Source organism: Corynebacterium sp. HMSC068G04, assembly GCF_001814885.1.
Taxonomy (GTDB): domain Bacteria; phylum Actinomycetota; class Actinomycetes; order Mycobacteriales; family Mycobacteriaceae; genus Corynebacterium; species Corynebacterium hiratae.
The window spans coordinates 14,718-39,639 of record NZ_KV818345.1; the positions used below are offsets into that span (position 1 = coordinate 14,718).

Sequence of the window (24,922 nt, forward strand, 5' to 3'; positions counted from 1 at the left end):
ATGCGCTAGATGGTTCGTTTGGGGGCAAGCAAACCTTATGACTGCAACCATCTGACTCGAACCCTCTACCGGCATACCAAGCCGAGCAAACACACTCGGAGAGCTCCTCTTCGAAGACAAACTCCACTACTCGCATGTCGGTGCAGGTTATATCGCGAAAGGTCCCTTTAGTTTGGTGCCTTTATTCTGGTCCCTTTGCCTAGTAAAGGGACCATCTATCAGGCGAAAAGCTGCGCCACATGGTCCCTTTGCACTCATAAGGGACCAGAGTGGAGGGACCAAACCAGAAGGACCATCTGTGAGAGAGCGGAAAGCACGGCCTAGCAGGCAGGAAGCAAGAAGGGGACGTGCGCCGAGCAGGCAGGCAGCAAGAAAGCGAAGTGGGCTTTGACGGGCAGCAGTGCGAAGTAGGGGTTCGGTGCACAAATGGGCGGCACCGCGGAAGGTGGGCTTAGGTGCGGAAGGGGCGGATGGAGCCGTCGAGAAGCAGGCAACAGTAGCTGGTGAAGGCGGCGTCCGTGAGGGGGAGCTCGCCCACCGCAACTTCGAGGTCGCGGCCCCGCGGGGTGGTGCGGGCAACCTCGGCAGCGGGGCCAGACAGAGCGAGAATGCGGCGCTCGCGGCGGAATGGATTCGTGCGCTCAAGCAGGTACTCGCGGCCCTGGCAGATCGCGCGCAGCTTGTTGACCGTAAAGCTGGTTTGTTTCGCCGAAAAGTCGGGCCCGCGCACAGTAAAGCGGCGCGCGCCCGGGATGTGCTCGAAGGCGATGGTGGTGCCCGTCCCGGGCAGCAGCAGGCCCGTCGGTCTCACGCGGGCGATGACCTCGCCCGCGCCATCCACCAGCGCCCCATCGCGCCACACCCAGCGTTGCATCAGAGGAGCACCGCAATGATGGCGACGATGGTCATGAGCAACAGCGTGGCGATGATCGGGATCGCGGTCTTTTGCGTCCGAGCCTCCAAAATGACGCGGGTAAACCAGCTCAAAGCCGCAATCTCCGAGTGGTTGAGATCATCGGAGTCATCGCTGTTCTCGCCCTCGAACTCGAGGATGGCCTTGCGCACGCCAGAGTTCTTGGAGGAGAACTGGGCGATCTTCAGCCCCTCGTGGTCCTCAACAATCCAGTCACCGCCGGCCTCGTTGATGAAGGCAAAGGTGCGCCCGTCCAGCGAGGCCTCCAAGCGCTTATCGCGCTTGGGGTTGCCCGCTAGGCGGTAGACACGGTCATCTTCCAAGGTCACCGACGCGCCCAGGTCATCGAGGCCCAAGCGCCAGTGCTCGCCTTCCACATCTGCCGAGCGTTCCTGGAACATGCCCAACGACGCCGGCCCCTCCCCCACGAGGAGGACCGGGTTCTTGCGGTCGCTGCGGTCCCAGCTGGTGTAGTGCATTAGCAGCCAGCCAGGCGGGCAGCCAGGTAAGCCTCAAGCTCGTCGAGCTTGACGCGCTCCTGCTCCATCGAGTCACGCTCACGCACGGTGACCGCGTTGTCCTCGAGGGTGTCGAAGTCATAGGTCACGCAGAACGGCGTACCAATCTCGTCCTGGCGGCGGTAGCGGCGGCCGATGGCGCCAGAGACATCGAACTCCACGTTCCAGTTGGCGCGCAGCTTGTTGGCCAGCTCGCGGGCCGGGGTGGACAGCTCTTCCTTCTTCGACAGCGGCAGCACGGCCACCTTGACCGGAGCCAGACGGCGGTCCAGGCGCAGCACCACGCGCTTATCGGTACCGCCCTTGGCGTTCGGGGCCTCCTCTTCGTCGTAGGCATCGATAAGGAAGGCCATCATGGCGCGGCCCAGGCCGGCAGCCGGCTCAATAACGTACGGGGTCCAGCGCTCGCCAGCCTCCTGGTCAAAGTAAGACAGGTCCTCGCCCGAGCCCTTGGTGTGCACGGAAAGGTCATAGTCCGTGCGGTTGGCCACGCCCTCCAGCTCGCCCCACTTGGAGCCCTTGAAGTTATAGGCGTACTCGACGTCCACGGTGCGCTTGGAGTAGTGGGAGAGCTTCTCCTGCGGGTGCTCGTAGAGGCGCAGGTTCTCTTCCTTGATACCGAGGTCGATGTACCAGTTGAAGCGGTCATCGATCCAGTACTGGTGCCACTCTTCATCCTCGCCCGGCTTGACGAAGAACTCCATCTCCATCTGCTCGAACTCGCGGGTACGGAAGATGAAGTTACCCGGGGTGATCTCGTTGCGGAAGGACTTACCGATGTTCGCAATGCCGAACGGCGGCTTCATGCGCGCCGAGGTCATCACGTTCTTGAAGTTCACAAAGATGCCCTGCGCGGTCTCCGGGCGCAGGTAGTGCAGACCCTGCTCGTCGTCGACCGGGCCCAGGAAGGTCTTAAGCAAACCGGAGAAGGCCTTCGGCTCGGTCCAGTCACCCGGCTGGCCAGTCTCCGGATCGTTGATGTCAGCCAGGCCGTTGGCCGGCTCGTGGCCGTGCTTTTCCTCGTAGGCCTCGATCAGGTGGTCCGCGCGGTAGCGCTTACCGGTGTGCTTGGACTCCACCAGCGGGTCGGTGAAAACCTCAACGTGGCCGGAGGACACCCACACCTGGCGTGGCTGGATCACGGACGTATCGACGCCCACGACGTCATCGCGGGACTGCACCATGTGGCGCCACCACTGGCGCTTGATGTTTTCCTTGAGCTCGACGCCAAGCGGGCCGTAGTCCCACGCAGAGCGGGAACCGCCATAAATTTCACCTGCCTGGTAGACCAAGCCGCGGCGCTTACACAGGCTGACGACGGTATCAATGACGGATGCCATAGCTAATGGGACTCCTCTGGTAGGGGACAGTCTTTATACAGTGCGGCCTAGTCTAGCGTGCCCCTCATCGCCGCGTGCCTTCACCCCAAAAGTGTGGTGCATTTTATACACATTTCCGCATTCTTCGGCTATAGTACCGATAGCTCTCTTTTTAACTCTCCATCAATAGATATGACTGAAGGTGAATGGCGTGACCAACACCCAGACTGACACCCTTTCCTTTGATCTGGCGGCGGCTGCCACCGTGATTAGCGCTTTGGATTCACCATTGCGCATCGATATCATTCAGCGCCTCTCCGAGCGCGACCACTACGTCCACGAGCTGGTCGCCGCGACCGGCAAATCGCAGCCGCTTATCAGCCAGCACCTGCGGGTTCTCAAGCGCGCGAACATCGTCGACAGTGAACGCACCGGCCGTGAAGTCCGTTACTCTTTGGTGGCCCCTAAGGTGCTGCCTTTGCTTCGCGACGCCTCACTGGCCACCTCTTAATGGAAGTGTGTTGATAAACTAAGCCCCATGGCCATCCACGACAGTATTCCCAAACTCGGCGCTCGCAATACCCGCCAGCGCACCGCCGTCGTTGAGGTCCTGCGCAGTCTCGACAAGTTCGTCTCCGCCAAGGACATTCACCAGGCGCTTATCGACGGTAACCAGAAAGTCGGCCTCACCACCGTCTACCGCACGCTCCAATCACTTTCGGAGATTGAAGCCGTCGACGCGCTCCACATGCCCTCCGGCGAGACCCTCTACCGCCATTGCGAGAGCGATGCGCACCACCACCACTTGGTGTGCACCAAATGCGGCCGCACCGAAGAAATCGATGGCGGCCCGATTGAAGAGTGGGCCTCCTCGGTAGCCAAGGAGCACGACTTCGAGCTCACCGGGCACGATGCCGAAATCTTCGGCATCTGCGCCGAGTGCCGCGCGGCGTCTTAGACACGCCACTTTTCCTGCCACATCGAGGATATCTTCATCCCCCTTGACAGCACTACACAGCTCGCGCGCTACTTGACGCCGCCGAAGCGGCGGTCACGCCGCGCGTACTCCTCCACCGCGGCGAACAAGTCTTCCGGAGTGAAATCCGGGAAGAGCTTGTCCTGGTAAATCATCTCTGCGTAAGCCGACTGCCACAGCAGGAAGTTGGAGGTGCGCTTCTCGCCGGAGGGGCGCAAGAACAGATCCACGTCTGGCATATCGGGGTCATACATCACCGAGCTGACCGTCTTCTCATTGATGGAGCGCGGGTCCAGCTCGCCGCGGGAGACTTGCTCGGCGAGTTTCCGGATGCCGTCGACAAGCTCGGCGCGACCACCGTAATTCACGCACATCACCAGGGTCATCTTGGTGTTGTCCTTAGTCAGCTCCTCTGCGGCCTCAAGCTCCTTGATCACAGAGCGCCACAGGCGCGGGCGGCGGCCGGCCCAGACCACGCGCACTCCCCTCTCGTTGAGCCAATGGCGCTGGCGGCGCAGCACGTCGCGGTTAAAGCCCATGAGGAAGCGGACTTCCTCCGCGCTGCGGCGCCAATTCTCGGTGGAGAAGGCATAAGCGGAAAGGTAGGGAACGCCGAGGGCGAGGCAGGCATCGACGACGTCGAGAAGCACTGCTTCCCCGCGGCGGTGACCTTCGGTGCGCTTCATGCCGCGCTCCTCTGCCCAGCGGCCGTTACCGTCCATGACCAGCGCGATGTGGCGCGGCAGGAACTCCTGCGGGATAGCGGGCGGATGAAGGACTCGGTTCGGGTCAGGCGTAATCACGCATTACAGTCTACTGTTCCATGATCCCCAGCGCGCCAACGGAGCGCTCGAGGTGCCATTGCAGGTGGGCGCGGGTGAGGCGATGGGCCTCTTGGGCTTGGGCGTTCGTTGGTTGACTGGGGTGGTCATGGGCGATGAGCCACATGTGGTGCAGGGTTTCTGGGTCTACCTCGGCGGCGCCTGGTGGGCGGCATTGGTGGCAGGCGGCCCCACCCACAGCAGGGTGGAAGGCGTGGTGGGGGCCGGGCCTTTGGCACTGGGCGCAATCGAAAAGGCTGGGCGCCCAACCGGCGTGGGACATGGCTTTGAGGAGGAAGGCGTCGAGAAGCAGGAGCGGATCGCCGTGCTGAAGCTTGTCGAGGACATCGACGCAGGCCTCATAAAGATAGGGATCCCCGGGGGCATCGGCAGCGGCGAGGCGCTCGGCGGATTCGAGCGCAGCACACGCGGCGGTGTAGCGCTCGTAGTCCTCGATGATGCGCGCGCCGAAGTAATCAACGGTATCGGCCTGGGAAATGGTGTAGAGGTTGCGGCCGGGATAAAGCTGCACGTCGAGGTTGACGAAGAGCTGCAGGCGCGAGCCGAAGCGCGACTTGGCGCGGCGAACCCCCTTGGCCACCCCGCGCACGAGGCCGTGGTAGCGGGTCAAGAGCACGATGATGCGATCTGCCTCGCCGAAATCATAGGTGCGGATGACGAGGGCGCGGTCGCGGAAATTCTCGCGCATGTAGAAGCTCGCCAGCTCTTAGAAGCCCAGGCGGCCCAGCGCCTTCGGGTCCGATTGCCAGTTCTTCAAAACCTTAATGCGCAGGTCAAGGTAGACGTTCTGGCCCAGCAGCTGGATGATTTCCTTGCGGGCGGTGCCCACGATGCGGCGGAAGCGGCGGCCATCTTTGCCCTCGATGATGCGCTTTTGGCCAGGGCGCTCCAGGTAGAGGATGGCGTGGACGTTGAGGACGTCGGGGCGTTCCTGGCTGGGCAGGATTTCGTCGACCTCGACGGCGACCGAGTGCGGCAGCTCGTATTTCAGGCCGGAGAGCGCGGACTCGCGGATCAGCTCGGCGATGCGCTTGGACTGGTCTTCGTCGGTGACATGGTCATCGGGGTAGAACTTGGGGCCTTCGGGCAGGTGGTCCACGATGACCTGGGTCAGCTCATCCAGCTGCACGCGCTCGGTGGCGGAAACGGGGATGACCACGGCATCGGGGTTCTCTTCGGCGAGCAGCTCATGCAGGGCCAGCAGCTGGGCGCCGACTTGGTCCTTGGATGCCTTGTCCAGCTTGGTGACGATACCAATGATGGGGGTCTTCGGCGCGACCTTGCGGACGTTCTCGAGGATCCAGCGGTCACCGGGGCCAATCTTCTCATCCGCGGGGATGGTCAGGCCGATGACGTCGACGTCGGCATAGGTGTCTTTGACGACCTCGTTGAGGCGCTCGCCGAGCAGAGTGCGCGGGCGGTGCAGGCCGGGCGTGTCGACGAGGACGATCTGCGCGTCCTCGCGGTGGACCAGGCCGCGGATGGGGTGGCGGGTGGTCTCGGGTTGGTCAGCCGTGATGGCGATCTTCTGCCCCACCAGCGCGTTGGTCAGGGTGGACTTGCCGGTGTTGGGGCGGCCGACGAAAGACACGAAACCGGAGCGGAAGCCCTCAGGCGTGTCGGTGTATTGCGAATAGTCGGCGGCGTTGGCTTCGCCCTCGGCTGGCAGGTCGGCGAAGGCGGCATCGAAATCAGTGCTCATATTGCCTCATATCATAACGCACGAGCTGTCGAGTCCCGTTCTTGTTGTAAAGCGCTGTTCTGACTCTCGCCGGGCCGCACGGCGAGCTTCCTGCCGATGCGCCGGCAGATGGTCCTTGTAGTTTGGTCCTTCTACTCTGGTCCCTTCTCTGTGCAAAGGGACCATCTGGTGCCGGTTTTCGCGTGCTAAATGGTCCCTTTAGTGTGCGAAGGGAGCAGACTAAAGGGACCTTCTGTGCTCCTCCGGGGGTCATCCGCCCTGCAGATGGTTCCAGTCAGGCGGTTCTAGTCATAAGGTTTCTTTGCCCCCAAACGAACCATCTAGCGACCTCCAGAAGGTTTGTTTGCCCCCAAGAGAACCTTCTGACCCGAACCATGTGAGTAGCACCTTATGGCTGGAAACCACATCGTTAAAGGGAGGGCCGCGGAAGCAGCGGTGAGGTGAGGGTGAAAGTTGCTGGCGCGAGCGTATCCGCCGCATGTCGACTGCGAAAAAGCTTGCGCCACATGGCATCTTGCAAACGGCATCTTCCGAAAGGCGTCTTTGGTAGCAAAAACGCCATCTGGACGCAGCAAAAGGCGTTTTCAGGAGTGAAAACGCCTTCTGACAGATGCCTTCTGCGGGATGCCATTTGTCGGACGCCTTTTGCGGGCCAAGGATCAGACTGGCGCGCGAGACCAAGCAAGACCAAGGCAAGACCAAGGCTCAGGCTGATGCGCGAGGCCAAGAAAACCAGGCAGAGCCCAAGGCCACGAAGGCGCGCGGGCAGCGAAAGAGGCGTGAAAGCTAGAGCTCCGTGACCTGGAACTGCAGCTGCGGGTGAGCGAAGACGTCCTGCGACTCGATGAGCAGCAGCTCCTGGGAATCTGCCTCGTAGGTGTTCTGCAGCAAGTCGAAGACGGAAGACGCGGTGCGCTTGAGCGCTTCCTTCGCATCATGCGTCTCCACGTAGTGGCCGGTGAAAAGCGAGGCCGTGACATCGCCCGAACCATTGCGCTTGAACGGCAACTTGGGGGTGGTCACCAGGAAGGCGCGCTCGCCATCAACGGCGAGCATCTCAATCTCGTCCTCACCGGTTTCTGGGCGCTGCACCGAGGTCACCAGCACAGTCTTCGGTCCGATCTCCTGAGCGCGCTTCACCGCGGCGAGGGTCTGCTCCAAGGTGCCCACCTCGGAGTCCGTCAAGTAGCCCAGCTCGAACTGATTCGGGGTGATGATGTCCGCGACCGGAACGACCTTATCGCGCAGCAGCGGCGGGATTTCGTCGGAGACGAAGCAGCCGGACTTGGCGTTGCCCATGACCGGGTCGCAGGCATAGAGGGCACGCGGGTTGACCGCCTTGATGCGGTTCACGGCATCCACGATGGCGCCGGCGATGTCCGGGCCGCCCTGGTAGCCAGACAGGATCGCATCGATACGCGGGAAGGCGCCGCGCTTTTCGATGCCATCCACAATCGCCGTGACCTCTTCCGCCGGGATCATCGGCCCGCCCCAATCGCCATAACCGGTGTGGTTGGAGAAGTTCACCGTGTGAATGGGCCACACCTCATGGCCGGCGCGCTGAAGGGGAAAGACTGCTGCGGAGTTGCCCACGTGGCCGAAGGTGACATGGGACTGAATGGAGAGGATGTTCATAACTCTCCATTGTGCTACGCCCCACGTAGCACCTCAACGATTGGCCTCATTTAAGCAAACGAACTGCCTGTGTTTGGCCGCAACTGACACAGGCGGTGGGCCCACCCGCATCCGGATTACAGACCGCCGCCGGGGACTTCCCCATCGAGCTTCGCGCGCTCGGCGGCATCCGGGAAGGCCTTCGGGCCAGAAGGCTTGGGCTGGTAGCTCACGCCACGCGCCGCCAAGTCCTCATACCAGTCCGCCAGCAGCTCGTTCTGCAGGCCGAACATTTCCTTCTCCTCCGCCGCAGTGGTGTGGTCATAGCCCAGCAGGTGCAGGCAACCATGCACGGTGAGCAGAGCCAGCTCGTGGCCCAGTGAGTGGCCGGCGGCCGTGGCCTGGCGCTGAGCAAACTCCGGGCAGAGCACAATATCGCCCAGCATCGCAGGTCCGGCCTCCACCGCGTCGGGGCGGCCAGCGGTAGCACCCGGGGTGAGCTCATCCATGGGGAAGCTCATCACATCGGTCGGGCCCTCTAGGTCCATCCAGCGCACGTGCAGCTCCGCGATGGTATCCAGATCCACCGCAGTAATCGTGCACTCGGCATCCGGATTCACGTCGAGGCGGCCGAGGGCGTAGGAGCAGACGTCGATCAGCATCTCCTCGTTGACGCCGTCATAACCGGACTCGTTAATAAACTCGATGCTCATTTCTTCTCCTCCTGCTCAGCAAAGTTATCGTAGGCCTCGACAATGCGCCCGACCAGCTGGTGACGCACCACATCAGCAGAGCCCAGCTCCGCGAAGTGGATATCCGGCACGCCCTTCAGAATGCGGCGCACCAGGCGCAGACCGGAGACCTGGCCACCGGGCAAGTCCACCTGGGAAATATCGCCGGTCACCACGATGGTGGAGCCAAAGCCCAGGCGCGTCAGGAACATCTTCATCTGCGCCGGGGTGGTGTTTTGGGCCTCGTCGAGGATGACGAAGGCATCGTTGAGCGTGCGGCCACGCATATAGGCCAGGGGTGCGACCTCAATGATGCCGGCCTCCATGAGCTTTGGAATCATCTCCGGGTCAATCATGTCCCGCAAAGCGTCGTACAGCGGGCGCAGGTAAGGGTCGATCTTGTCGTTGAGGGTGCCGGGCAGAAAGCCCAGCTTCTCCCCCGCTTCAACTGCCGGGCGGGTCAAGATAATGCGGCTGACCTGCTTGGCGCGCAGGGCCTGCACCGCCTTGGCCACCGCCAGGTAGGTCTTACCGGTACCGGCCGGACCGATACCGAAGACAATCGTGTTCTCATCGATGGCCTGCACGTAGCGCGACTGCCCAAGAGTCTTCGGCCGCACAGCCTTACCGCGGCGCGAGACAATATCGGCCGCGAGCGTCTCAGACACGGAAGCGGGAGCATCCACCGTGACAAGGTCCAGAGTGTGCTTAACGGTATCGGTGCTCACCGGATGCCCACGGCGGGCAATCGCCTCGAGCTCCTCTAAGACCTTGCGTGCGCGGGCCACCTCATAGTCCGGGCCGGCGGCGGTGACTGTGGTGCCGCGAGCGAAAAGGTCCACGCCCACGAGGTTGCCCAAAACGCGCAGGTTATCGTCCGCCGGACCGAGCACCGTGGCGAGGTAGGCGGAATCGAGATCAAACTTGGTGGTGATAATAGGCACGCCCAAAAGGCTACCAGCGCGCGGTCAGGGTGCCGATGCTGGCCAACGCCACCATGCTTGCCGACGCCGTCCGCAACACCTCCGGCCCCAACTTGATCGCCGTCGCACCGGCGTCCTGTAGGCGGGATAGTTCCTCCGCGCCGATGCCGCCCTCCGGGCCCACCAGCAGGTAGATGGTCTCGGCGGAGTCGAGGTCAGCAAGATCCTTGAGCCGAGCCTCGGCGTCCTCGTGGAGGACCAGCGCGCGAGCACCGGAGATTTCCTGGCACAGCTGGCGGGTGGTCAGCGGGCCGCGCACGGCCGGCACGCGCGCGCGGCGCGATTGCTTGGCGGCTGCCACGGCAGCAGATTCCCACTTGGCTAGCGCCTTCGGGGCCTTCTTGGCATCCCACTTGGACACGCAGCGGTCTGCCTGCCAGGCGATGATCTCATCCGCGCCGGCCTGGGTGGCCAGGTCGACGGCGAGCTCGGAGCGCTCCGACTTCGGGATGGCCTGGACCACGATGACGCGCGGGGAGGGTTCGGGGATGATCGCGAGGTCGTCGACAAGCGCGGCCAGCGTGTCCTTGCCCTGCGTATCGGTGATGGTCGCGGTGGCGCGGCGCCCGGACCCATCGATCAGGACTAGATGCTCCCCTGGTCCCATGCGCTTGACGGTGACCGCGTGGCGGCCCTCCGCGCCGTCGAGGCCCACGGGCTGGCCGACCTCAGCAAGGGACAGGTCCGGGTGAAGGAAAACAGGCAGAGACATTAGCGACGGAACTTATCGCGGAAGCGGCTAAAGAGGGACTCGCCGTGGTCATCGTCGGCGCGGTGCACCTCGGTGCCGCCGTGGCCGGCAGCCCGGACCTTTTCGAGGGCCTCGCGGGTCTTCTTATCCAGGTCGGTCGGGACGACGACGTCGACGTGGGCAAAGAGGTTGCCATAACCATCGGTGCGCAGGCGCGGCATGCCCTTGCCCTGCACGGTGATGGACTCGCCCGGCTGGGTGCCCGGAGCGATATCGATGGTGAGCTCCTCGCCGTCGAGCTGCTCGACGGTGCAGGAAGCACCGAGGGCGGCATCCACCATGGGCACGCGCACGGTCAGGTGCAGGTCATCGGCGTTGCGCTCGAAGACGGGGTGCGGCTGGGTATGCACCTCAACGTACAGGTCGCCAGCGGGGCCGCCGCCGTGACCGACCTCGCCCTGGGACGCCATGCGGATGCGCATGCCATCACCAATGCCGGCGGGGATATTCACCGTAATATCGCGACGCTTGCGCACGCGGCCATCACCGCCGCAGTGGCCACAAGGATCGGTGACTACTTCGCCGAAGCCGTAGCACTTCGGGCAATCGCGGGTGGTCATCATGTTGCCCAACATGCTGCGCTGGACCTCTTGGACCTGGCCCATGCCGCCGCAGTGATCACAGGTCACCGGCTTGGACTTGGACTCAGAACCGGTTCCCTCACAGCGGTCACAAACCACAGCGGTATCCACCTTGACCTGCTGCTTAACGCCGCTATAGGCCTCCTCGAGGGTAATGGTGGTGCGCAGGAGCGCATCATCGCCCGGCTGCACGCGGGAACGCGGGCCGCGGGAGGCTGCTCCCCCGCCGAAGAACTCGGCGAAGATATCGCCGAGGCCGCCGCCACCGAAACCACCAAAGCCGCCGCCCTGGGCCGCGCGCTCCTCCATGGGGTCACCACCCATGTCCACAACCCGACGCTTCTGCGAATCCAGCAGAACCTCCTGCGCAAGGGAAGCCTCGCGGAACTTCTCCGCGGCCTCGTCATCGCCCGGGTTCACGTCCGGGTGGTACTTGCGCGCCAGCTTGCGGTAGGCCTTCTTAATCTCGGCGTCGGACGCCGACTTTTCTACACCAAGAATGCCGTAGTAGTCACGAGCCACGTACTGTCATCCTTCTATATCTCGTTGATGCTAAATCTAATCCGACGGGCCAGCTTACTCGCCCGCCAAAATTTCACTCACATAGCGTGCAACGGCAGAGACCTTGGAGATTGTTCCCGAATAATCCATATACGTCGGCCCCACCACACCGAGCCCGCCGAGTGCTGCGGCCTCCGAGCCGGTGCCGAATCCATAGCGCGTGGCCACGACGGAGGTTTGGCGCAGCTCATCGGCCTCGTTTTCCTCGCCGATGGAGACCGAAACATTGCCCAGGTCTGGCACGCGCGCCAGCAATTTCAGCACCACGACCTGCTCTTCCAGGGCCTCGATGATCGACGGCAGGCCCTCGGGCAGGGCCACGCGGGTGAGGGTAGAGGTGCCCGCCATAATCAGGCGATCGGAGGGCTGTTCGACGAGGGTCTCAATCAGCGTGGTGGCTGCTTTGAGGAGGTGGGGGCGGATGTCGGCTGGGGAGTCGTCGACAAGCGCGGCCAACTCCGCCGAGGCATCGGTGAGCGTCTTACCCTCCAGGGCGGTGTTGAGGATATCGCGCAGGCGGTGGGTCTGCTCGGGGTCGATGACGTCATCGAGCTCCACATTGCGCTGATCGACGCGCCCATTATCCGTAATCAGCACCAGCAGCAGGCGCACCGGTGACAAAGCTACGACCTCGCAGTGCTTGACGCGGGAGACTTTGAGGTTGGGCATCTGCACCACGGCAGCTTGCTTGGTCACCTGGGCCAGCAGCTGGACCGAACGGCGCAGGACGTCTTCCAAATCGACGCCGCCTTCGAGGAAGGTGAGCATGGCGCGGCGCTCGGCCTTGGAGAGCGGCTTGACGTCGTGGAGCGTGTCGACGAACTGGCGGTAGCCCTTCTGCGTGGGCACGCGCCCGGAGCTGGCGTGTTCTTGGGCGATGAGGCCTTCGGCTTCGAGCACGGCCATGTCATTGCGAATCGTCGCCGAGGACACGCCCAGCTGGTAGCGCTCGAGCAGGGCCTTGGAGCCGACCGGCGATTGCGAGGCGATGTAGTCCGCGACGATGGCGCGCAGGACTTCTTGGCGGCGGGCATCGGTGGAGCTAGACATGTCTTTAAGGCTATCCGTTCTGGCGGTCAGGGGTGGAAAAGCTGTGGAAATCAACGACTACGGGCAGGTAGTTCACCGCCGCTTCCAAGTGGTTCTACTCAAATGGTTCGGGTCATACGGTTCACTTGCCCCCAAACGAACCTTCTAGCAGCCTAAGGAAGGTTTGTTTGCCCCCAAACAAACCTTATGACTGGAGCCTTTCCACTGGAACCATCTTCGAGCATCGATGCAGGCCGCTAATCAGCCAGCTGATGCGGACTCGGAGGTCGGCCCGCAGGCGGGACAAGCCCCTAGCGGGCGGTGTCTTCAGCGACGAGGAGGTCAGTGATGATGCCATCCGCGAGCAGGCGGCCCGCCTTGGTCACGCGGAGGCGCTCACCGGCACGCTCGAGCAGGCCGCGCTCGATGAAACGCGCGGCCACGGGCTCGGCGGCCGGCGCGAGCCAGGACGCCGGGATGCCCTCGCGCAGGCGCAGGCCCAGCATGATGCGCTCGGTGTGGCGGTCGGCGGCGCTGAGCTGCTCGCGCTCCTTGATGGGCAGCTCCCCCTCGCCCACGGCCTTAATGTAAGTCCGCGGGTTTTTCACGTTGAAGAAGCGCTCGTTGCCCAGGTGCGAATGCGCGCCCGGGCCCGCGCCCCACCAATTGCCGTCCACCCAGTAGATGCGGTTGTGCTGGCACTCCCCGCCCGGCTTGGCCCAGTTGGACACCTCATACCACTCGAAACCTTCGGCCTCGAGCGTGGAAGAGATCATCCCATAGCGCCGGGCCAGCACGTCCTCATCCGGTGCTGGCAGCAGGCCCTTCGATACCTTGCGGGCCATACGCGTGCCATCCTCCACGATGAGCGAATACGCGCTGATGTGATCCACCCCGGTCTCCAGGGCACGCTCCAGCGTCAGGGCAACGTCGGCATCTTCTTCTGTCGGCGTGCCATAAATCATGTCCAAGTTGACGTGCTCGAAGCCCGCATCGATGGCTTCGCGCGCCGCATCGAAGGCCCGGCCCGGCGTGTGGGCTCGCTCCAACACGGCGAGCACCCCCGGGGAGGCGGATTGCATGCCCAGGGAGAGGCGGGTGAAGCCGGCGTCGAGAAGCCCGGCGAAGTACTCCGGCGAGGTGGATTCCGGGTTGGATTCCGTGGTCACCTCCGCTCCTGGGGCGAGGCCGAAGGTATCACGGACCTTCGACAAGACACGGCCCAGGCCGTCGGCACCCAGCAGGCTCGGCGTGCCGCCGCCAATAAAAACCGTCTCGGCCTCGCGCCCCACCTGGGCCGCCGCCATCTCCAGTTCCTTCTCCAGAGCAGCCAGATAATCGCTGGTCAGGTCCCCTCCCAGCTCACCCGGGGTATAGGTGTTGAAGTCGCAGTAGCCGCAACGGGAGGCGCAGAAAGGAACGTGAATGTAGAGACCAAAGGGATCCATGGGAACAAAGTATCCGACAGCGCCGTTAAAGCGGTAGTCTATAGTGCAGATTTGCAACCCCGATAGTGAAGAAAGGCCTCTTTTAAGTGGAACCTCCGAGTCGATGTCCCCGCCGCCTCCCTAAGGCGGTGGGGTAAGCCGTGTTATCTGCCATCCTGATGATTGTGGCGGGTTTCGCCGTCATCGCTCTCATTATCGTGGCCAACGCCTACTTCGTGGCGCAGGAATTCGCCTTCATGTCGGTGGACCGCACGCAGCTGCGCCAGCGCGCAGCGACTGGGGATAAGCCCGCGGAGCGCGCCTTAAAGATCACGCAAAAGACATCCTTCATGCTCTCCGGCGCGCAGCTGGGTATCACGATTACCGGCCTGCTCATCGGTTATGTGGCCGAGCCCCTCGTGGGCCAAGGCCTGGGCCAGCTGCTGGGCGGCGTGGGCGTGCCCACGGGTGTATCCGTCGCGGTAGGCACCGTGGCGGCGCTTGCTATTTCGACGGTTCTCACCATGCTCTTCGCCGAGCTCTTCCCGAAGAACTACACCATCGCAGCCCCCATGAAGTCAGCGCTGTGGCTGTCCGCATCGACGATGTGGTACCTCAAGATTTTTGGCTGGCTCATCCACTTCTTCGAGTATTCCTCCAATGCCCTGCTCAAGTTATTCGGCATCGAGCCGGTGGAGGATGTCGATTCTTCTGCCACCACCGATGACTTGGAGTCCATCGTCGATGCCTCCCACGAGGCCGGCGACTTGGATGAGGACACCTACCTGGTGCTCGACCGCCTCCTCGACTTCCCCGAACACGACGTGGGACACGCCATGATTCCGCGCTCGCGCGTGGATGTCATCGAGCCCGAAACCACCATCGGCGAGGTGCGCGAGATGATGTCGGAGAACCACACCCGCTACCCCATCATCGACGATGAACACAATCCCATCGGCGTGGTGCACCTCTACGACGTGCTGGGCACCGAGCTGCCCGCGGCCACCCCGGCCCGCGAAATCATGAAGGCCCCCGTGGTGGTGCCGGAGCTCATGCCGCTTCCCGACGTCGTCACCGAGCTTCGCGACGCCGACGAAAAACTCGCCTGCGTCATCGACGAATACGGCGGCTTCGTCGGCATCGTGACCATGGAGGACCTGGCCGAGGAAATCCTCGGCGATGTCACCGACGAGCACGACCTCGAAGAAACCGAGGAAATCACTGAGCAGGACGAGACGCACTGGATCGTCGACGGTGACACGCCCATCGACGAGGTGGAGCGCGCCATCGGCCACGACCTGCCAGAGGGCGATTTCGAAACCGTCGCCGGCCTGCTCATCGCGCACTCCGGCACGCTGCCGGAGGAAGGCGAAGAGCTTTCCATCGAGCTTGAGGCCGAGCCGGAAGACTGGGTCGACGGCGACGAAGCCCCCATCCGCACGCTCAACGTGCGCGTCGAGGAAATCGACCGCCACGTCCCCTCCGTCCTGGCGCTCGAGCTGGTGGAGGAGTTTCCGGAAGGAGATGATGACTAATGACTGATACCTGGTGGTTCAACCTCCTTATCACTGTTCTCATCATCGCCGCTTCCGCGTTCTTCGTGGTCATCGAGTTCTCCCTCATGGGCGCGCGCCGCAACCGCTTGGAGGAAACCGCGGAATCCTCGGCGGCTTCGCGCGCGGGCCTGCGCTCGCTCAATGAGCTGACCATCATGCTGGCCGGCGCCCAGCTGGGTATTACCGCCGCGACCTTCGTCCTGGGTGCCGTGACCAAGCCGTGGGTCCATCACCTGTTGATGACGCCACTGGAGGCCCTCGGCTTGCCGCTGGGCGTTGCTGACGTCGTCTCCTTCCTGCTGGCCCTTTTCGTCGTGACCTTCCTGCACCTGGTCATCGGTGAAATGGCGCCGAAGTCCTGGGCCATTGCTCACCCGGAGACCGCCCTCCAGCTCATCGCGGTGCCCGCCCGCGGCTTCATCTGGCTCTTCCGTCCGCTGCTGATCTGGATCAACAAGATGGCCAACAAGCTGGTGACGATGGCCGGCGAGGAGCCCGTCGACCGCGCTGGTGCGGCCGGCTACGACGCGGAGACCCTGCGCCACCTGGTCGAACACTCGCGCCTGACGGGCACGCTTGACGACGACTCCGCGAACCAGATCACTGGCGTCATCGAGCTGGAAGCCTCCACCGCGGCCCAGTTGGCCCGCGAGCACGGCTCGGAAATCCTGCCGCTGTCCTCCGATGCCACCGTGGCCGAGCTCCACGAACTCGTGGTGCGCAAGTCCATCATGCGCGTGCTGGTCTACCCGCGTACCTCGCGCATCCCCCGCATCGTCCATGTGCGCGACACCCTGCTCGCGGACCCGGAAACACCGGTGCTGGATTTCTCCCGCCCTGCGCTGGCAGTAGGCTCCTCCTCCACCGTGCAGAAGACTCTGGACCAGATGCGCGCCCGCAATGAGCAGCTCGTCGTCGTGGGCAAGCCCACCAAGGACAAGACGGTGTGGATCCTCACCTGGGATGACATCATGGGCCAGTTGTGGCCGCAGATTACGGAGCAGCTGGACCAGGCCGTGCCGGCGTCGAAGAACCCGGGGGCCTAGCGCGTACGCGCTAGGCGTGGCGCACAGCCAGGCCTGGCACGGAAGCTTGGCCAGTACCCAGAGAGGCGAAGAGCGCCACCGAGAGAGGGAATCTCGGTGGCGCTTTTCTTAGGTAATCCTTGTGTGTTGGCAACAAGGAAGTCTGTGATGCGGCGACTACGCGGTCGTGGCAGCCTTCTTCTGGCGCTTGGCGCGCACACGGGCAACAACGGCGTCGATACGCGCGCGCTCCTCCAGGAAGGGCGGCGGGTTATGCCCGCGCATAGTGCGCACGAAGGCGGGGTGCGCCTCAACGACGGTGTGGCGCCAGGCCTGCACTGCGATGAGCGCGGACTCGCCGGCGCGCTTGTACAGGTTCGGCAGGGAGACCACATCGAGGTTGCGGGCCACGGCGTCGGTTTGCGCCAGCACGTACTCGACCAGCTCGCGCAGGTAGGCAGCCACCGCGGCGGTGCGGCCGCGCAGGGTTTCTGCCAGCTCCGAAACCACGACGGGCGGGCCGGAGATGGGCAGGCCCTCAGCGAGCGCGCGGGCGGTAAGCTGCTTCGGTTCCTCAACGTCGTTGTCGCCGGAGGAGGCAGCCGAGATGGTGCCGGACTTCAGCCCGGAGACCAGCGCGTGGCGCAGGCCGATGAGCTCGCCGACACAACGCCCGGAATCCACGCGGGCATCCTCGACGATGTCCCCCAGCTCAGCCAAGCAGTCGAGGGAGAGTTCATCATCCCAGTCCTCAATGGCCTCGATGAGGTGCTCAATGTAGTCAACGACTTCGTCGCCGATGTTATAGATTTCTTGGGTCAGCTCACGGTGGCGCAGCTCGGCTGCGATTTTGTGCATAGGCTGCCCTTTCCGCGAGAACCTCTAGTTGAGGTTTAGAGTTTTTCTGACCCCGCTGACTCTATTAGAGATTCTCCCGTGGGTCTGCGCGACACTCCGAAGGAATTCACAGACTCCATCCAGCCTTATTTTTTGCCGGCGTAGAGGCGCTCGATATCCGCTGCGTAGCGCTGCGCCACGACGTAGCGCTTCACCTTCATCGTGGGGGTGAGCTCGTTGCTTTCCTCGGTGAGGTCCTGATCCAGGATGACGAACTTCTTAATGCCCTCGGCGTGGGAGACCGTAGCGTTGACCTGGTTGATGGCGTCCTGGATATCCGCGCGCAGTGCCGGATCCGCTGCCACCTCACGCATGGCCTTGGTCGCGGAAATGTTGTGATCGGCCTTCCAGCGCTTGAGCGCGTCCTCATCGAGGGTGAGCAAGACGCCGATGAAGGGCTTGCCGTCGCCGACCACCATGGCCTGGGAAATCAGCGGGTGGGAGCGCAGGATATCTTCCATCGGCCCCGGCGAGACGTTCTTGCCGCCGGCGGTGACGATGAGGTCCTTCTTGCGGCCGGTGATAACGAGCTTGCCGTCCTCATCGATTTCACCCAGGTCGCCGGTGTTGTACCAGCCGTCCTGCAGGGAGTTCTCGGTGGCTTCCTCGTTCTGCCAGTAGCCCTTGAAGACGATATCGCCCTTGATCAGGATCTCGCCGTCGTCGTTAATGCGCATCGTCGTTCCGCCCAGTGGTGGACCAACGGTACCGATGGACTGGTCCACGAAGTCCACGGCGGCAGCCGCTGCGGTCTCCGTCAGGCCATAGCCCTCGTAGATGGTCACGCCGATGCCGCGGTACCAGTGCAGCAAGTCCTGCGAGATGGCCGAACCACCGGAGATGCAGTACTTGACCTCGCCGCCCATCGCCTGGCGGATGGCGGAATAGACCAGCTTGTCAAAGGCCTTGTGCTTGGCCTTGAGGACTCGGTTGGGGCCCTCCGGGGTGTCCAGCGCCTTGGAGTATTCGATGGCGACCTTTTCAGCTTGGTCGAAGATTGCACCCTTGAATGCGGAGGAGGCGTGGGCCTTCGCGGACGCGCCGTTGCGTACCTTCTCAAACACGCGCGGCACGCCGAGGATCAGGTTCGGGCGGGAGCGCGCGAATTCGATGGTGATGGTGCCGAAATCGGACCAGTGGTTCTGGGAGGCACCGCCGATGGTGACCGCCAGTGACACCGCGCGGCTAAAGACGTGTGCCAAAGGCAGGAAGGTCAAAACGTGCGCACCCGGCACGGCGATGGCACCAATGGGGTTGGTCAGCAGGCCGCGCGCCTCTGCCAGCCAATTGCGGTGGGTCAGCATGCAGCCCTTGGGGCGACCGGTGGTGCCAGAGGTGTAGACCAGCGAGGCGACGTCATCGGTGTTCGTGGCTTCGATGCGCTGGTCGACGGCATCGTCGCTGACATCGCGGCCTTCAAACTTCAGCGTATCGATGGCCGAAGAGTTGATCTCTAGGACGCGGCGCAGCTGGGAGGGCGAGCCATGCAGCTGCGGGGTGCCATCCTCCTGCAGTTTCAGGTGCTTGACCAGCTCGGAGTGCTCGCGGGTTTCCGTAATGGCAAGGATGGCGCCGGAATCCTCGATGATCCACTGGACCTGGGACATGGACGAAGAAGGGTACACCGGAACGGAGATAGCACCGGCCGCCCAGATGGCGTAGTCCAATAGGGACCACTCATAGCGGGTGGTAGAGATAAGAGCCACGCGGTCGCCCTGCTCCACGCCGAAAGCGATGAGCCCCTTGGCCACCGCGTAGACCTCCTCCACGAATTCCTTGGCGGTGACGTTAACCCACTCATAGTTCGCGGGGCGGGTAAACAGCACGCCATGTGGGCGGGCATGCGCCGTAGCCATCATGGCGGTAAGGCAGGTCTCCCCGTCTTTGATCTCGAACTCCGCTTTCGTATGCGCTTCATTCAAAGTCACAGTTGTGTCCTTTCCCACAAAAAGTAAATTCCAGCCCACTCTACCAACCGGATTTATCACGCGCGCTGGAAGGGCGTGGCACAATTGGGGGATGTGACTACCCGTGATCTGCTTCAAGAACTTGCCCAACGCCACGGCGTGGCCTGCGAGTACACCGCCCAGAACGGACAGCCCGTGTACGTCAGCGAGGAGACCATTACCTATACGCTGCGCGCACTCGGCGTCTCTATCTCCGACCGTCCGGACGATGAAGAGCTAACCCGGGCCTTGTTCGAGGACTACCTCGAACGCGCCTCCCGCCCGCTGCCGCCGTGCGTGGTAGCCCGCGAAGGAGCCGAAAAGTCCTTTGCCGTCCACGTCCACGACGGCGACCCCGTCACCGTCACCATCGAGCTGGAAAACGGCGAGGCTCGGCCGACCTACCAGGATCCGAACGACGCCCCGGCTGCCGACGTCGCCGGAACCATGTGGGGCGAAGCCAGCTTCCATGTCCCCGGGGACCTGCCCTTAGGTTTCCACAAGCTGCGCTTGTCCTCGCCCGGCATCGGCGAGCACGAGTGCCCGCTCATCGTGGTGCCCAATCACCTCAGCACTGCGGATCGCTACCTTGACCGCCCCGCGGCGGGCGCGATGGCGCAGCTGTATTCGGTGCGCTCGGAAAAGTCCTGGGGCATGGGTGACTTCGGGGACCTCGCCGAGTTGGCGGAGACCTTGGCGCCCGATTATGACTTCCTTCTTATTAACCCGCTGCACGCGGGCGAGCCGATCCCGCCAGTGGAGGATTCGCCTTATCTGCCCACCACGCGGCGTTTCATCAACCCGATTTACATCCGCATCGAGGATATTCCGGAGCTGAAGCTACTCAGCCCGGAGCTTCAGGAGGACGTCGCCGAGCTCGCCGCCGAGTTCCGCGAACGCAACCGGTCTGCCGAAGAGATCGACCGTGATTCCATCTTCGAGGCCAAGCTGCAGGTGCTGCAGGAGCTCTTCAACCAGGAGATGACTCCGGAGCGCCGCACCGCGTTTAGTGAATACCAGCGCCGCGAAGGCCGCGGGCTGCGCAACTTCGCGCTGTGGTGTGCAGAGACTGAGCTGGATCGTCACAGTGGCCGCCGCCACGCGCTGAGCCTCGACGTCAACGACTTGGCCGAGTTCTATTCCTGGCTGCAGTTCCTCTGCGATGAGCAGCTCGATGCCGCCCAGCGCCGCGCGCTCGACGCCGGAATGAGCATCGGGCTCATCACCGATATGGCCGTAGGTATCCACCCCGCGGGTGCCGATGCCGTCAACCTCTCCGAGTACCTGGCTCCCCAGTGCTCGGTGGGCGCTCCGCCGGATGACTATAACCAGCAGGGTCAGGACTGGTCGCAGCCGCCGTGGCACCCGGTCCGTCTGGCAGAGGCCGGCTACGAGCCGTGGCGCGATTTGCTGCGCACGATGCTGGGCAACGCTGGCGGTCTGCGCGTCGACCACGTGCTGGGCTTGTTCCGCCTGTACTGGATCCCGCGCCAGTCCACCCCGCTCAACGGCACCTATGTGACCTATGACTGGGAAGCTATGCTCGGCATCCTCGCGCTCGAGGCCGAGCGCGCCGGCGCGGTCCTCGTGGGTGAGGACTTGGGCACCCTCGAGCCCTGGGTTCAAAATGCATTACGCGATATGGGAGTACTCGGCACCACGATCATCTGGTTTGAGCACGCCAACGAAGGGCCCACCCCGCGCCCGCAGGATCAATACCGCCACATGGCGATGTCCTCTGTAGGCACGCACGATCTGCCGCCCACACTGGCCTACCTGCGCGGCGACCACATCGCACTGCGCGCCCGCCTGGGTCTGTTGACCCGCCCGGTGGCGGAAGAAGAGGCCGAGGACCGCGCGTGGCAGGAAGAGGTCAAGGATAATCTGCAGGCCTATGGCATGTTGGAGAACCGCGAGAATGAAGAGGACGTGCTCGTCGCCCTGCACCGCTATGTTGCGGGAACTCCCTCGGCACTGACGGTGACCAACGTGGTGGATATGGTCGGTGACGTGCGCGCACAGAACCAACCGGGCACGACGAAGGACCAGTACCCCAACTGGTGTATCCCGCTGTGCAATACCGCCGGCGAGCCAGTCCTCTTGGAGGATCTACCGAAGCAGGAGCTCTACCAGCGCCTCGCCCAAGCCGCCAAGAGGCCAGGGGACGAACGCTAAAGCGTCGTCCCTTTAAAGGACGACGCCCACCACTGCCACCACGACGATGAGCGCGATCATCAGCCACAGGGTCACGCTCACTCGGGATTTAGGCAGTGCCCGCTTGCGGTGGACGTGTTCGGAGCGCTCGGGGTCCCACAGGCCTTCGCGGTGATCATCGGGAGTCATGGTTCTTCATCCTAGTCACGGGCACAAGCCACGAATACACCCGGTCGATTGCCCACATCAGGAGCCACCCCATGACGGTTGCGGCCGGCACCGCCGTGACGGCGAGCACCGCCATTTGCACCCACACCGGCGCCTGCACGAGCCATTCCATGCCCTCAGGGTAGCCTGTTGTGCATGAGCCGTGCACCTTTCACTGTCACCTGCCCCGCGGGCACCATCACCGGCTACCTCGATGAGGACGTGGCCCATTTCCATTCCATCGAGTACTCCCACATCCCCGGGGATTTTGAGAACCCCGAACCCGCACCGCCACGTGACCAGGATGCGCGCACCCCGCACCCGGAGAAGATCGCGCTGACCATCACCGCCCCCGCGCCCGGCAGCCGCGCGACGTCCCTGGCGCCGACGTTGGTCTATATCCACGGCGGCCGCTATGAGCACGGTTCCCACGAGGATCCCCGCGCGGAGGGCACGCCGACCGCACAGGCGGGCATCGTCCACGTGCAACTGGGCTATCGCGTTGGGCTGCCGGGGCTTGCCCGTTTTCGTGATGACGAGCCCGACCGCTACCGCGCCATCGAGGACCTGCAGTTGGGCTTGGAATGGATCCAGAACAACATCGAGGCATTCGGCGGCGATCCCACCAACGTCACCATCCTGGGCCAGTCCGCCGGCGCCAACGCCGTACTGTGGCTGTGCCGGCGCGACCACTACCGAGGGGCGTTTCGGCGAGCGCTAGCTCTGTCCCCTGGTTTCCCGCGAGAGAGCTTCGAGGAGCGCAGTGCCACTCTGCGCCAGGTGATGAAAAAGCCCATCACGCGTTCCTCCCTGGCGGCGATGAGCCAGGAGGAGCTCGCCGCCGGCTACGCCAAGTTCCGCAAGAAGTACAGCCTCGATATGGCGCTGGGCCCCACCCCGCTGGAGTGTGGGCAGCTTGCCGACGTCCCCCTCATCCTCGCCAGCACCCGCGACGAGTTCTACAACATCCCAGCCACGCAGAAGGTCGACCGCTCCCCTTTCCGTGCCCTCATCCTGCGCTATGCGGCGCCGCGCTTCGGCTTTCCCCGCAACGGCTTCACACCCTGGTATCAGGTGGCGCAGCACATGGACAAGGAGCGCCCGATGGGCCGGATGGTGGGAGATTCCATCATTCGCCGGTGGGCGGCCGAGGTGGCGGAGAAGGCTCCGGGGAAGACCTGGATGGTGGAATTTACCCGATCCTCGGGCCCGGCCCTGCACTGCGAGGAGCTGCGTCCGCTCTTCGGCAGGACGCCGCTAGCCCAGTGGCTGCAGGACTTTGTGCGCACAGGCGAGCCCGGATTCGAGGCCTACCGCCCGGAGCACGCTATCTGGGAGTACAACCTGGATAACGACGAGCATCGCGTGGCGTATTCCAGCTTGGATTATATTTCGGCGGCCTTTGCCCAGGACGGCAGTCTGCTCTGATCCGGGTGCGGGGCCTCAACGCCCCGCACGCAGAAGGGTTAGGCCAATTTAGTGCGGAACAATCCCACCCCACCGCCGAAAACCACCAGGCAGCAGTATCAAGAGTCACGTTGCTCACCCACCCAAGACCTAAGTCAAGCCACAATGACCGTTTCCGTAGAGCACTGCACGTCTCTTCCCAAACGGATTATCTCTTCGCTCCCTCGCAATGCGCAACGTCTGCGTCCCTCCATCGACATGCTGGAAGCATCGGACAAAAGGCATCAGTCAAAAGGCGTTTTCTCGACTGAAAACGCCATTTACTCGTGGCAGATGGCGTTTTTAGACCCAAAGATGCCTTTTGCCAGATGCCTTTTAGAAGACGCCCGACTGACTTAGGTCAATGTAGTGCGGAACAATCCCCCCCTCACCGCCAAACAACACCTGGTAGCAGTGTTATGAGTGACGTTGCTAACCCATCCACGACCTAAGTCGGGCTTCGAGGCCTACCGCCCCGCACGCAGAAGGGTTAGGCCAAGAGGGCCGCGCGCAGCGGCTCGTGGGTCAGCTCCTCCACCATCCACGGGCTAAAGGCGAACGGCGTGGCATCGACGGCAGCGAGGACGTCGCGCACCGGCGCCCACTCGAAGGAGTCGACCTCCTCCGGGTTAGGCGTCGGATCATCTTCGGTCTCGAAGAGGTAGACCGGACAGATTTCATTCTCCACCACGCCGGAGGAATCCTCGGCACGGTAGGCAAAGTCCGGCAGCACCAAGCGCGGCGTGCCGGTCAGGCCAAGCTCGAAGCGGCCGCGGCGCACGACGGCGTCGGCAGTCGGCTCATCCGGGCCCGGGTGCCCACAGAAGGAATTGGTCCACACGCCGGGCCAGGTCAGCTTGGACAAGGCGCGGCGGGTCAGCAGCAGCTGGCCATCGCGTACCACCCACGCGGAAAAGGCAAAATGCAGCGGGGTATCTGTGGTGTGTACGGCGGCCTTGTCAGCGGTGCCGGCGGGCTTGCCCTCCGGCGAGGCTAGAACGACGAGTTCCGTCATAGATTGAGGTCTCCTACATAGCGCACGTTGCCAATGCTAAAGCGCGCGTTCCAGAGGTTGCCTGGGGCAACGTTATAGACATATTGAAGGTTGGTGGACGCACCGGCGCCCAGCGGGTGATCCAAGCCCGGCGCGGCTAAGTCCACGTTGACCTCCGGGTCATAAGGAACGGGATCCACGGTGGCCCAGCCGCCGTTGCCGTCGGCGCGCTCCAAGGTGGGTTCCGCGAGGGCGTCGGCAGGCAGGGGCACCTCGTTGAGGTTGTGAATCTTCACGGTCAGCACCGTTCCACCGCCGCCGGAGTACAGCCCCTGGAGCTCGAACTCCACGTTGAGCCCCTCATCTTTGACGGGTGCCGCCAGGTTGGAGGTGACCTCATGAGCATCTACATCCTTGGCCTCAAAGGTCGGCGGCTCCGAGCTGGAGACCACGATGTTGTCCTGCGGGCCCACGTCCGGCGGCTGGAGGATGCTGCAGCCTGACAAGGCAGCCAGGCACAGCGGGGCGCACGCTAGGGGGAGGTATTTCTTCACCGCGGATCCTTTTCCATCACGACTTCGGTTTCTCCCCTACCTTAGTCGACGGGTTGGATATTCCTATTAAGGGCGTAACATCGGCCGGCGATGAACTCTATTCTCCGCATCGTCCGCAGCGCATCCGCCCTGTGGCCGTTTTATCTTGGCGTCCTTATCACCGCGTCAGTCACCGCGATTCTCTCGCTGCTGACCC

At 63.3% G+C, this 24,922-nt stretch carries 24 protein-coding genes; 6 read left to right on the plus strand and 18 right to left on the minus strand.

The window, feature by feature from the left end:
- Positions 1–451: 451 nt before the first annotated feature.
- Genes HMPREF2993_RS10925 through HMPREF2993_RS10935 form a run of 3 tightly spaced genes read right to left on the minus strand, consistent with a single transcriptional unit; the run spans position 452 to position 2,771 of the window.
- Positions 452–874: a hypothetical protein gene (locus HMPREF2993_RS10925; protein ID WP_070679365.1), complete on the minus strand. Its 423-nt coding sequence runs from the start codon at positions 872–874 to the stop codon at positions 452–454.
- Complete coding sequence (locus HMPREF2993_RS10930) at positions 874–1,392, minus strand: hypothetical protein (protein ID WP_070679362.1); 519 nt, start codon at positions 1,390–1,392, stop codon at positions 874–876. Before HMPREF2993_RS10930 ends, HMPREF2993_RS10925 begins: the two co-directional genes overlap by 1 nt.
- A complete protein-coding gene (locus HMPREF2993_RS10935; RefSeq protein ID WP_070519608.1) occupies positions 1,392–2,771 on the minus strand; it encodes a glycine--tRNA ligase in 1,380 nt (459 codons plus the stop codon). The genes HMPREF2993_RS10930 and HMPREF2993_RS10935 overlap by 1 nt, the downstream gene beginning before the upstream one ends.
- A gap of 190 nt (positions 2,772–2,961) precedes the next feature.
- Between HMPREF2993_RS10935 and HMPREF2993_RS10940 the strand changes: the two genes are divergently transcribed.
- Both HMPREF2993_RS10940 and HMPREF2993_RS10945 read left to right on the plus strand, forming a co-directional pair.
- Positions 2,962–3,261: an ArsR/SmtB family transcription factor gene (locus HMPREF2993_RS10940; protein ID WP_070519606.1), complete on the plus strand. Its 300-nt coding sequence runs from the start codon at positions 2,962–2,964 to the stop codon at positions 3,259–3,261.
- Positions 3,262–3,288: 27 nt separating this feature from the next.
- Positions 3,289–3,708, plus strand: a complete 420-nt coding sequence (locus HMPREF2993_RS10945; protein WP_070545429.1) for a Fur family transcriptional regulator — start codon at positions 3,289–3,291, stop codon at positions 3,706–3,708.
- A 68-nt stretch (positions 3,709–3,776) separates the two neighbouring features.
- Here the strand turns inward: HMPREF2993_RS10945 and HMPREF2993_RS10950 are convergent, their stop codons facing one another.
- From HMPREF2993_RS10950 to hemW, 10 genes are all read right to left on the minus strand, one after another.
- Complete coding sequence (locus HMPREF2993_RS10950) at positions 3,777–4,529, minus strand: isoprenyl transferase (RefSeq protein WP_070545430.1); 753 nt, start codon at positions 4,527–4,529, stop codon at positions 3,777–3,779.
- A 10-nt stretch (positions 4,530–4,539) separates the two neighbouring features.
- The gene (gene recO, locus HMPREF2993_RS10955) at positions 4,540–5,256 is read right to left on the minus strand and encodes a DNA repair protein RecO (RefSeq protein ID WP_070702352.1); all 717 of its coding nucleotides are present in this window, start codon (positions 5,254–5,256) and stop codon (positions 4,540–4,542) included.
- Positions 5,257–5,274: 18 nt separating this feature from the next.
- Positions 5,275–6,270 carry a GTPase Era gene (gene era, locus HMPREF2993_RS10960; protein ID WP_046649038.1) on the minus strand — a complete coding sequence of 332 codons (996 nt, stop codon included), beginning with the start codon at positions 6,268–6,270 and terminating at the stop codon, positions 5,275–5,277.
- A gap of 786 nt (positions 6,271–7,056) precedes the next feature.
- Positions 7,057–7,905: a pyridoxal kinase PdxY gene (pdxY, locus tag HMPREF2993_RS10970; RefSeq protein WP_070679350.1), complete on the minus strand. Its 849-nt coding sequence runs from the start codon at positions 7,903–7,905 to the stop codon at positions 7,057–7,059.
- Between the two features lie 116 nt (positions 7,906–8,021).
- Complete coding sequence (gene ybeY, locus HMPREF2993_RS10975) at positions 8,022–8,597, minus strand: rRNA maturation RNase YbeY (protein WP_070679347.1); 576 nt, start codon at positions 8,595–8,597, stop codon at positions 8,022–8,024.
- On the minus strand, positions 8,594–9,559 hold the full coding sequence (locus tag HMPREF2993_RS10980; RefSeq protein ID WP_046649036.1) for a PhoH family protein: 966 nt from the start codon (positions 9,557–9,559) through the stop codon (positions 8,594–8,596). The genes ybeY and HMPREF2993_RS10980 overlap by 4 nt, the downstream gene beginning before the upstream one ends.
- A 10-nt stretch (positions 9,560–9,569) precedes the next feature.
- Positions 9,570–10,310 carry a 16S rRNA (uracil(1498)-N(3))-methyltransferase gene (locus tag HMPREF2993_RS10985; protein WP_070702354.1) on the minus strand — a complete coding sequence of 247 codons (741 nt, stop codon included), beginning with the start codon at positions 10,308–10,310 and terminating at the stop codon, positions 9,570–9,572.
- Complete coding sequence (dnaJ, locus tag HMPREF2993_RS10990; RefSeq protein WP_070702356.1) at positions 10,310–11,452, minus strand: molecular chaperone DnaJ; 1,143 nt, start codon at positions 11,450–11,452, stop codon at positions 10,310–10,312. Before dnaJ ends, HMPREF2993_RS10985 begins: the two co-directional genes overlap by 1 nt.
- A gap of 54 nt (positions 11,453–11,506) precedes the next feature.
- Entirely contained in the window at positions 11,507–12,541 is a 1,035-nt protein-coding gene (gene hrcA, locus HMPREF2993_RS10995; RefSeq protein WP_070702358.1) for a heat-inducible transcriptional repressor HrcA, read from the minus strand.
- Positions 12,542–12,831: 290 nt separating this feature from the next.
- A complete protein-coding gene (gene hemW / locus HMPREF2993_RS11000) occupies positions 12,832–13,968 on the minus strand; it encodes a radical SAM family heme chaperone HemW (protein ID WP_070702360.1) in 1,137 nt (378 codons plus the stop codon).
- 140 nt (positions 13,969–14,108) lie between these two features.
- On the opposite strand from hemW, the gene HMPREF2993_RS11005 reads away from it, so the two are divergent.
- Complete coding sequence (locus HMPREF2993_RS11005) at positions 14,109–15,482, plus strand: hemolysin family protein (protein ID WP_070679333.1); 1,374 nt, start codon at positions 14,109–14,111, stop codon at positions 15,480–15,482.
- Positions 15,482–16,549, plus strand: a complete 1,068-nt coding sequence (locus HMPREF2993_RS11010) for a CNNM domain-containing protein (protein WP_070702361.1) — start codon at positions 15,482–15,484, stop codon at positions 16,547–16,549. The genes HMPREF2993_RS11005 and HMPREF2993_RS11010 overlap by 1 nt, the downstream gene beginning before the upstream one ends.
- 156 nt (positions 16,550–16,705) lie before the next feature.
- Here the strand turns inward: HMPREF2993_RS11010 and HMPREF2993_RS11015 are convergent, their stop codons facing one another.
- Both HMPREF2993_RS11015 and HMPREF2993_RS11020 read right to left on the minus strand, forming a co-directional pair.
- Positions 16,706–17,386 carry a hypothetical protein gene (locus HMPREF2993_RS11015; protein WP_070513599.1) on the minus strand — a complete coding sequence of 227 codons (681 nt, stop codon included), beginning with the start codon at positions 17,384–17,386 and terminating at the stop codon, positions 16,706–16,708.
- 125 nt (positions 17,387–17,511) lie between these two features.
- A complete protein-coding gene (locus tag HMPREF2993_RS11020; RefSeq protein ID WP_070702363.1) occupies positions 17,512–19,353 on the minus strand; it encodes an AMP-dependent synthetase/ligase in 1,842 nt (613 codons plus the stop codon).
- Between the two features lie 93 nt (positions 19,354–19,446).
- Between HMPREF2993_RS11020 and malQ the strand changes: the two genes are divergently transcribed.
- The gene (gene malQ, locus HMPREF2993_RS11025) at positions 19,447–21,546 is read left to right on the plus strand and encodes a 4-alpha-glucanotransferase (protein WP_246822438.1); all 2,100 of its coding nucleotides are present in this window, start codon (positions 19,447–19,449) and stop codon (positions 21,544–21,546) included.
- Between the two features lie 12 nt (positions 21,547–21,558).
- Here the strand turns inward: malQ and HMPREF2993_RS13665 are convergent, their stop codons facing one another.
- Positions 21,559–21,714 carry a hypothetical protein gene (locus tag HMPREF2993_RS13665; protein WP_168162657.1) on the minus strand — a complete coding sequence of 52 codons (156 nt, stop codon included), beginning with the start codon at positions 21,712–21,714 and terminating at the stop codon, positions 21,559–21,561.
- A 174-nt stretch (positions 21,715–21,888) separates the two neighbouring features.
- Here HMPREF2993_RS13665 and HMPREF2993_RS11030 point away from each other — a divergent pair, with 174 nt between their 5' ends.
- On the plus strand, positions 21,889–23,160 hold the full coding sequence (locus HMPREF2993_RS11030; RefSeq protein WP_046649028.1) for a carboxylesterase family protein: 1,272 nt from the start codon (positions 21,889–21,891) through the stop codon (positions 23,158–23,160).
- 508 nt (positions 23,161–23,668) lie between these two features.
- Here the strand turns inward: HMPREF2993_RS11030 and idi are convergent.
- Together idi and HMPREF2993_RS11040 are read right to left on the minus strand one after the other, a co-directional pair.
- Positions 23,669–24,193 (minus strand): isopentenyl-diphosphate Delta-isomerase, encoded by a 525-nt coding sequence (idi, locus tag HMPREF2993_RS11035; protein ID WP_046649027.1) that lies wholly within the window; start codon positions 24,191–24,193, stop codon positions 23,669–23,671.
- A complete protein-coding gene (locus tag HMPREF2993_RS11040; protein WP_046649026.1) occupies positions 24,190–24,726 on the minus strand; it encodes a hypothetical protein in 537 nt (178 codons plus the stop codon). The genes idi and HMPREF2993_RS11040 overlap by 4 nt, the downstream gene beginning before the upstream one ends.
- Positions 24,727–24,922: the final 196 nt, after the last annotated feature.

Excerpts from the sequence above, each read along its gene's own strand:
- era (WP_046649038.1), bottom strand. The coding sequence starts at position 6,270 with ATGAGCACTGATTTCGATGCCGCCTTCGCCGACCTGCCAGCCGAGGGC.
- hrcA (WP_070702358.1), bottom strand. The coding sequence starts at position 12,541 with ATGTCTAGCTCCACCGATGCCCGCCGCCAAGAAGTCCTGCGCGCCATC.
- HMPREF2993_RS13665 (WP_168162657.1), bottom strand. The coding sequence starts at position 21,714 with ATGACTCCCGATGATCACCGCGAAGGCCTGTGGGACCCCGAGCGCTCC.
- HMPREF2993_RS10925 (WP_070679365.1), bottom strand. The coding sequence starts at position 874 with ATGCAACGCTGGGTGTGGCGCGATGGGGCGCTGGTGGATGGCGCGGGC.
- recO (WP_070702352.1), bottom strand. The coding sequence starts at position 5,256 with ATGCGCGAGAATTTCCGCGACCGCGCCCTCGTCATCCGCACCTATGAT.
- ybeY (WP_070679347.1), bottom strand. The coding sequence starts at position 8,597 with ATGAGCATCGAGTTTATTAACGAGTCCGGTTATGACGGCGTCAACGAG.
- HMPREF2993_RS10945 (WP_070545429.1), top strand. The coding sequence starts at position 3,289 with ATGGCCATCCACGACAGTATTCCCAAACTCGGCGCTCGCAATACCCGC.
- HMPREF2993_RS11030 (WP_046649028.1), top strand. The coding sequence starts at position 21,889 with ATGAGCCGTGCACCTTTCACTGTCACCTGCCCCGCGGGCACCATCACC.
- HMPREF2993_RS10930 (WP_070679362.1), bottom strand. The coding sequence starts at position 1,392 with ATGCACTACACCAGCTGGGACCGCAGCGACCGCAAGAACCCGGTCCTC.
- HMPREF2993_RS10985 (WP_070702354.1), bottom strand. The coding sequence starts at position 10,310 with ATGTCTCTGCCTGTTTTCCTTCACCCGGACCTGTCCCTTGCTGAGGTC.
- idi (WP_046649027.1), bottom strand. The coding sequence starts at position 24,193 with ATGACGGAACTCGTCGTTCTAGCCTCGCCGGAGGGCAAGCCCGCCGGC.
- HMPREF2993_RS11015 (WP_070513599.1), bottom strand. The coding sequence starts at position 17,386 with ATGCACAAAATCGCAGCCGAGCTGCGCCACCGTGAGCTGACCCAAGAA.
- HMPREF2993_RS10935 (WP_070519608.1), bottom strand. The coding sequence starts at position 2,771 with ATGGCATCCGTCATTGATACCGTCGTCAGCCTGTGTAAGCGCCGCGGC.
- pdxY (WP_070679350.1), bottom strand. The coding sequence starts at position 7,905 with ATGAACATCCTCTCCATTCAGTCCCATGTCACCTTCGGCCACGTGGGC.
- HMPREF2993_RS11010 (WP_070702361.1), top strand. The coding sequence starts at position 15,482 with ATGACTGATACCTGGTGGTTCAACCTCCTTATCACTGTTCTCATCATC.
- hemW (WP_070702360.1), bottom strand. The coding sequence starts at position 13,968 with ATGGATCCCTTTGGTCTCTACATTCACGTTCCTTTCTGCGCCTCCCGT.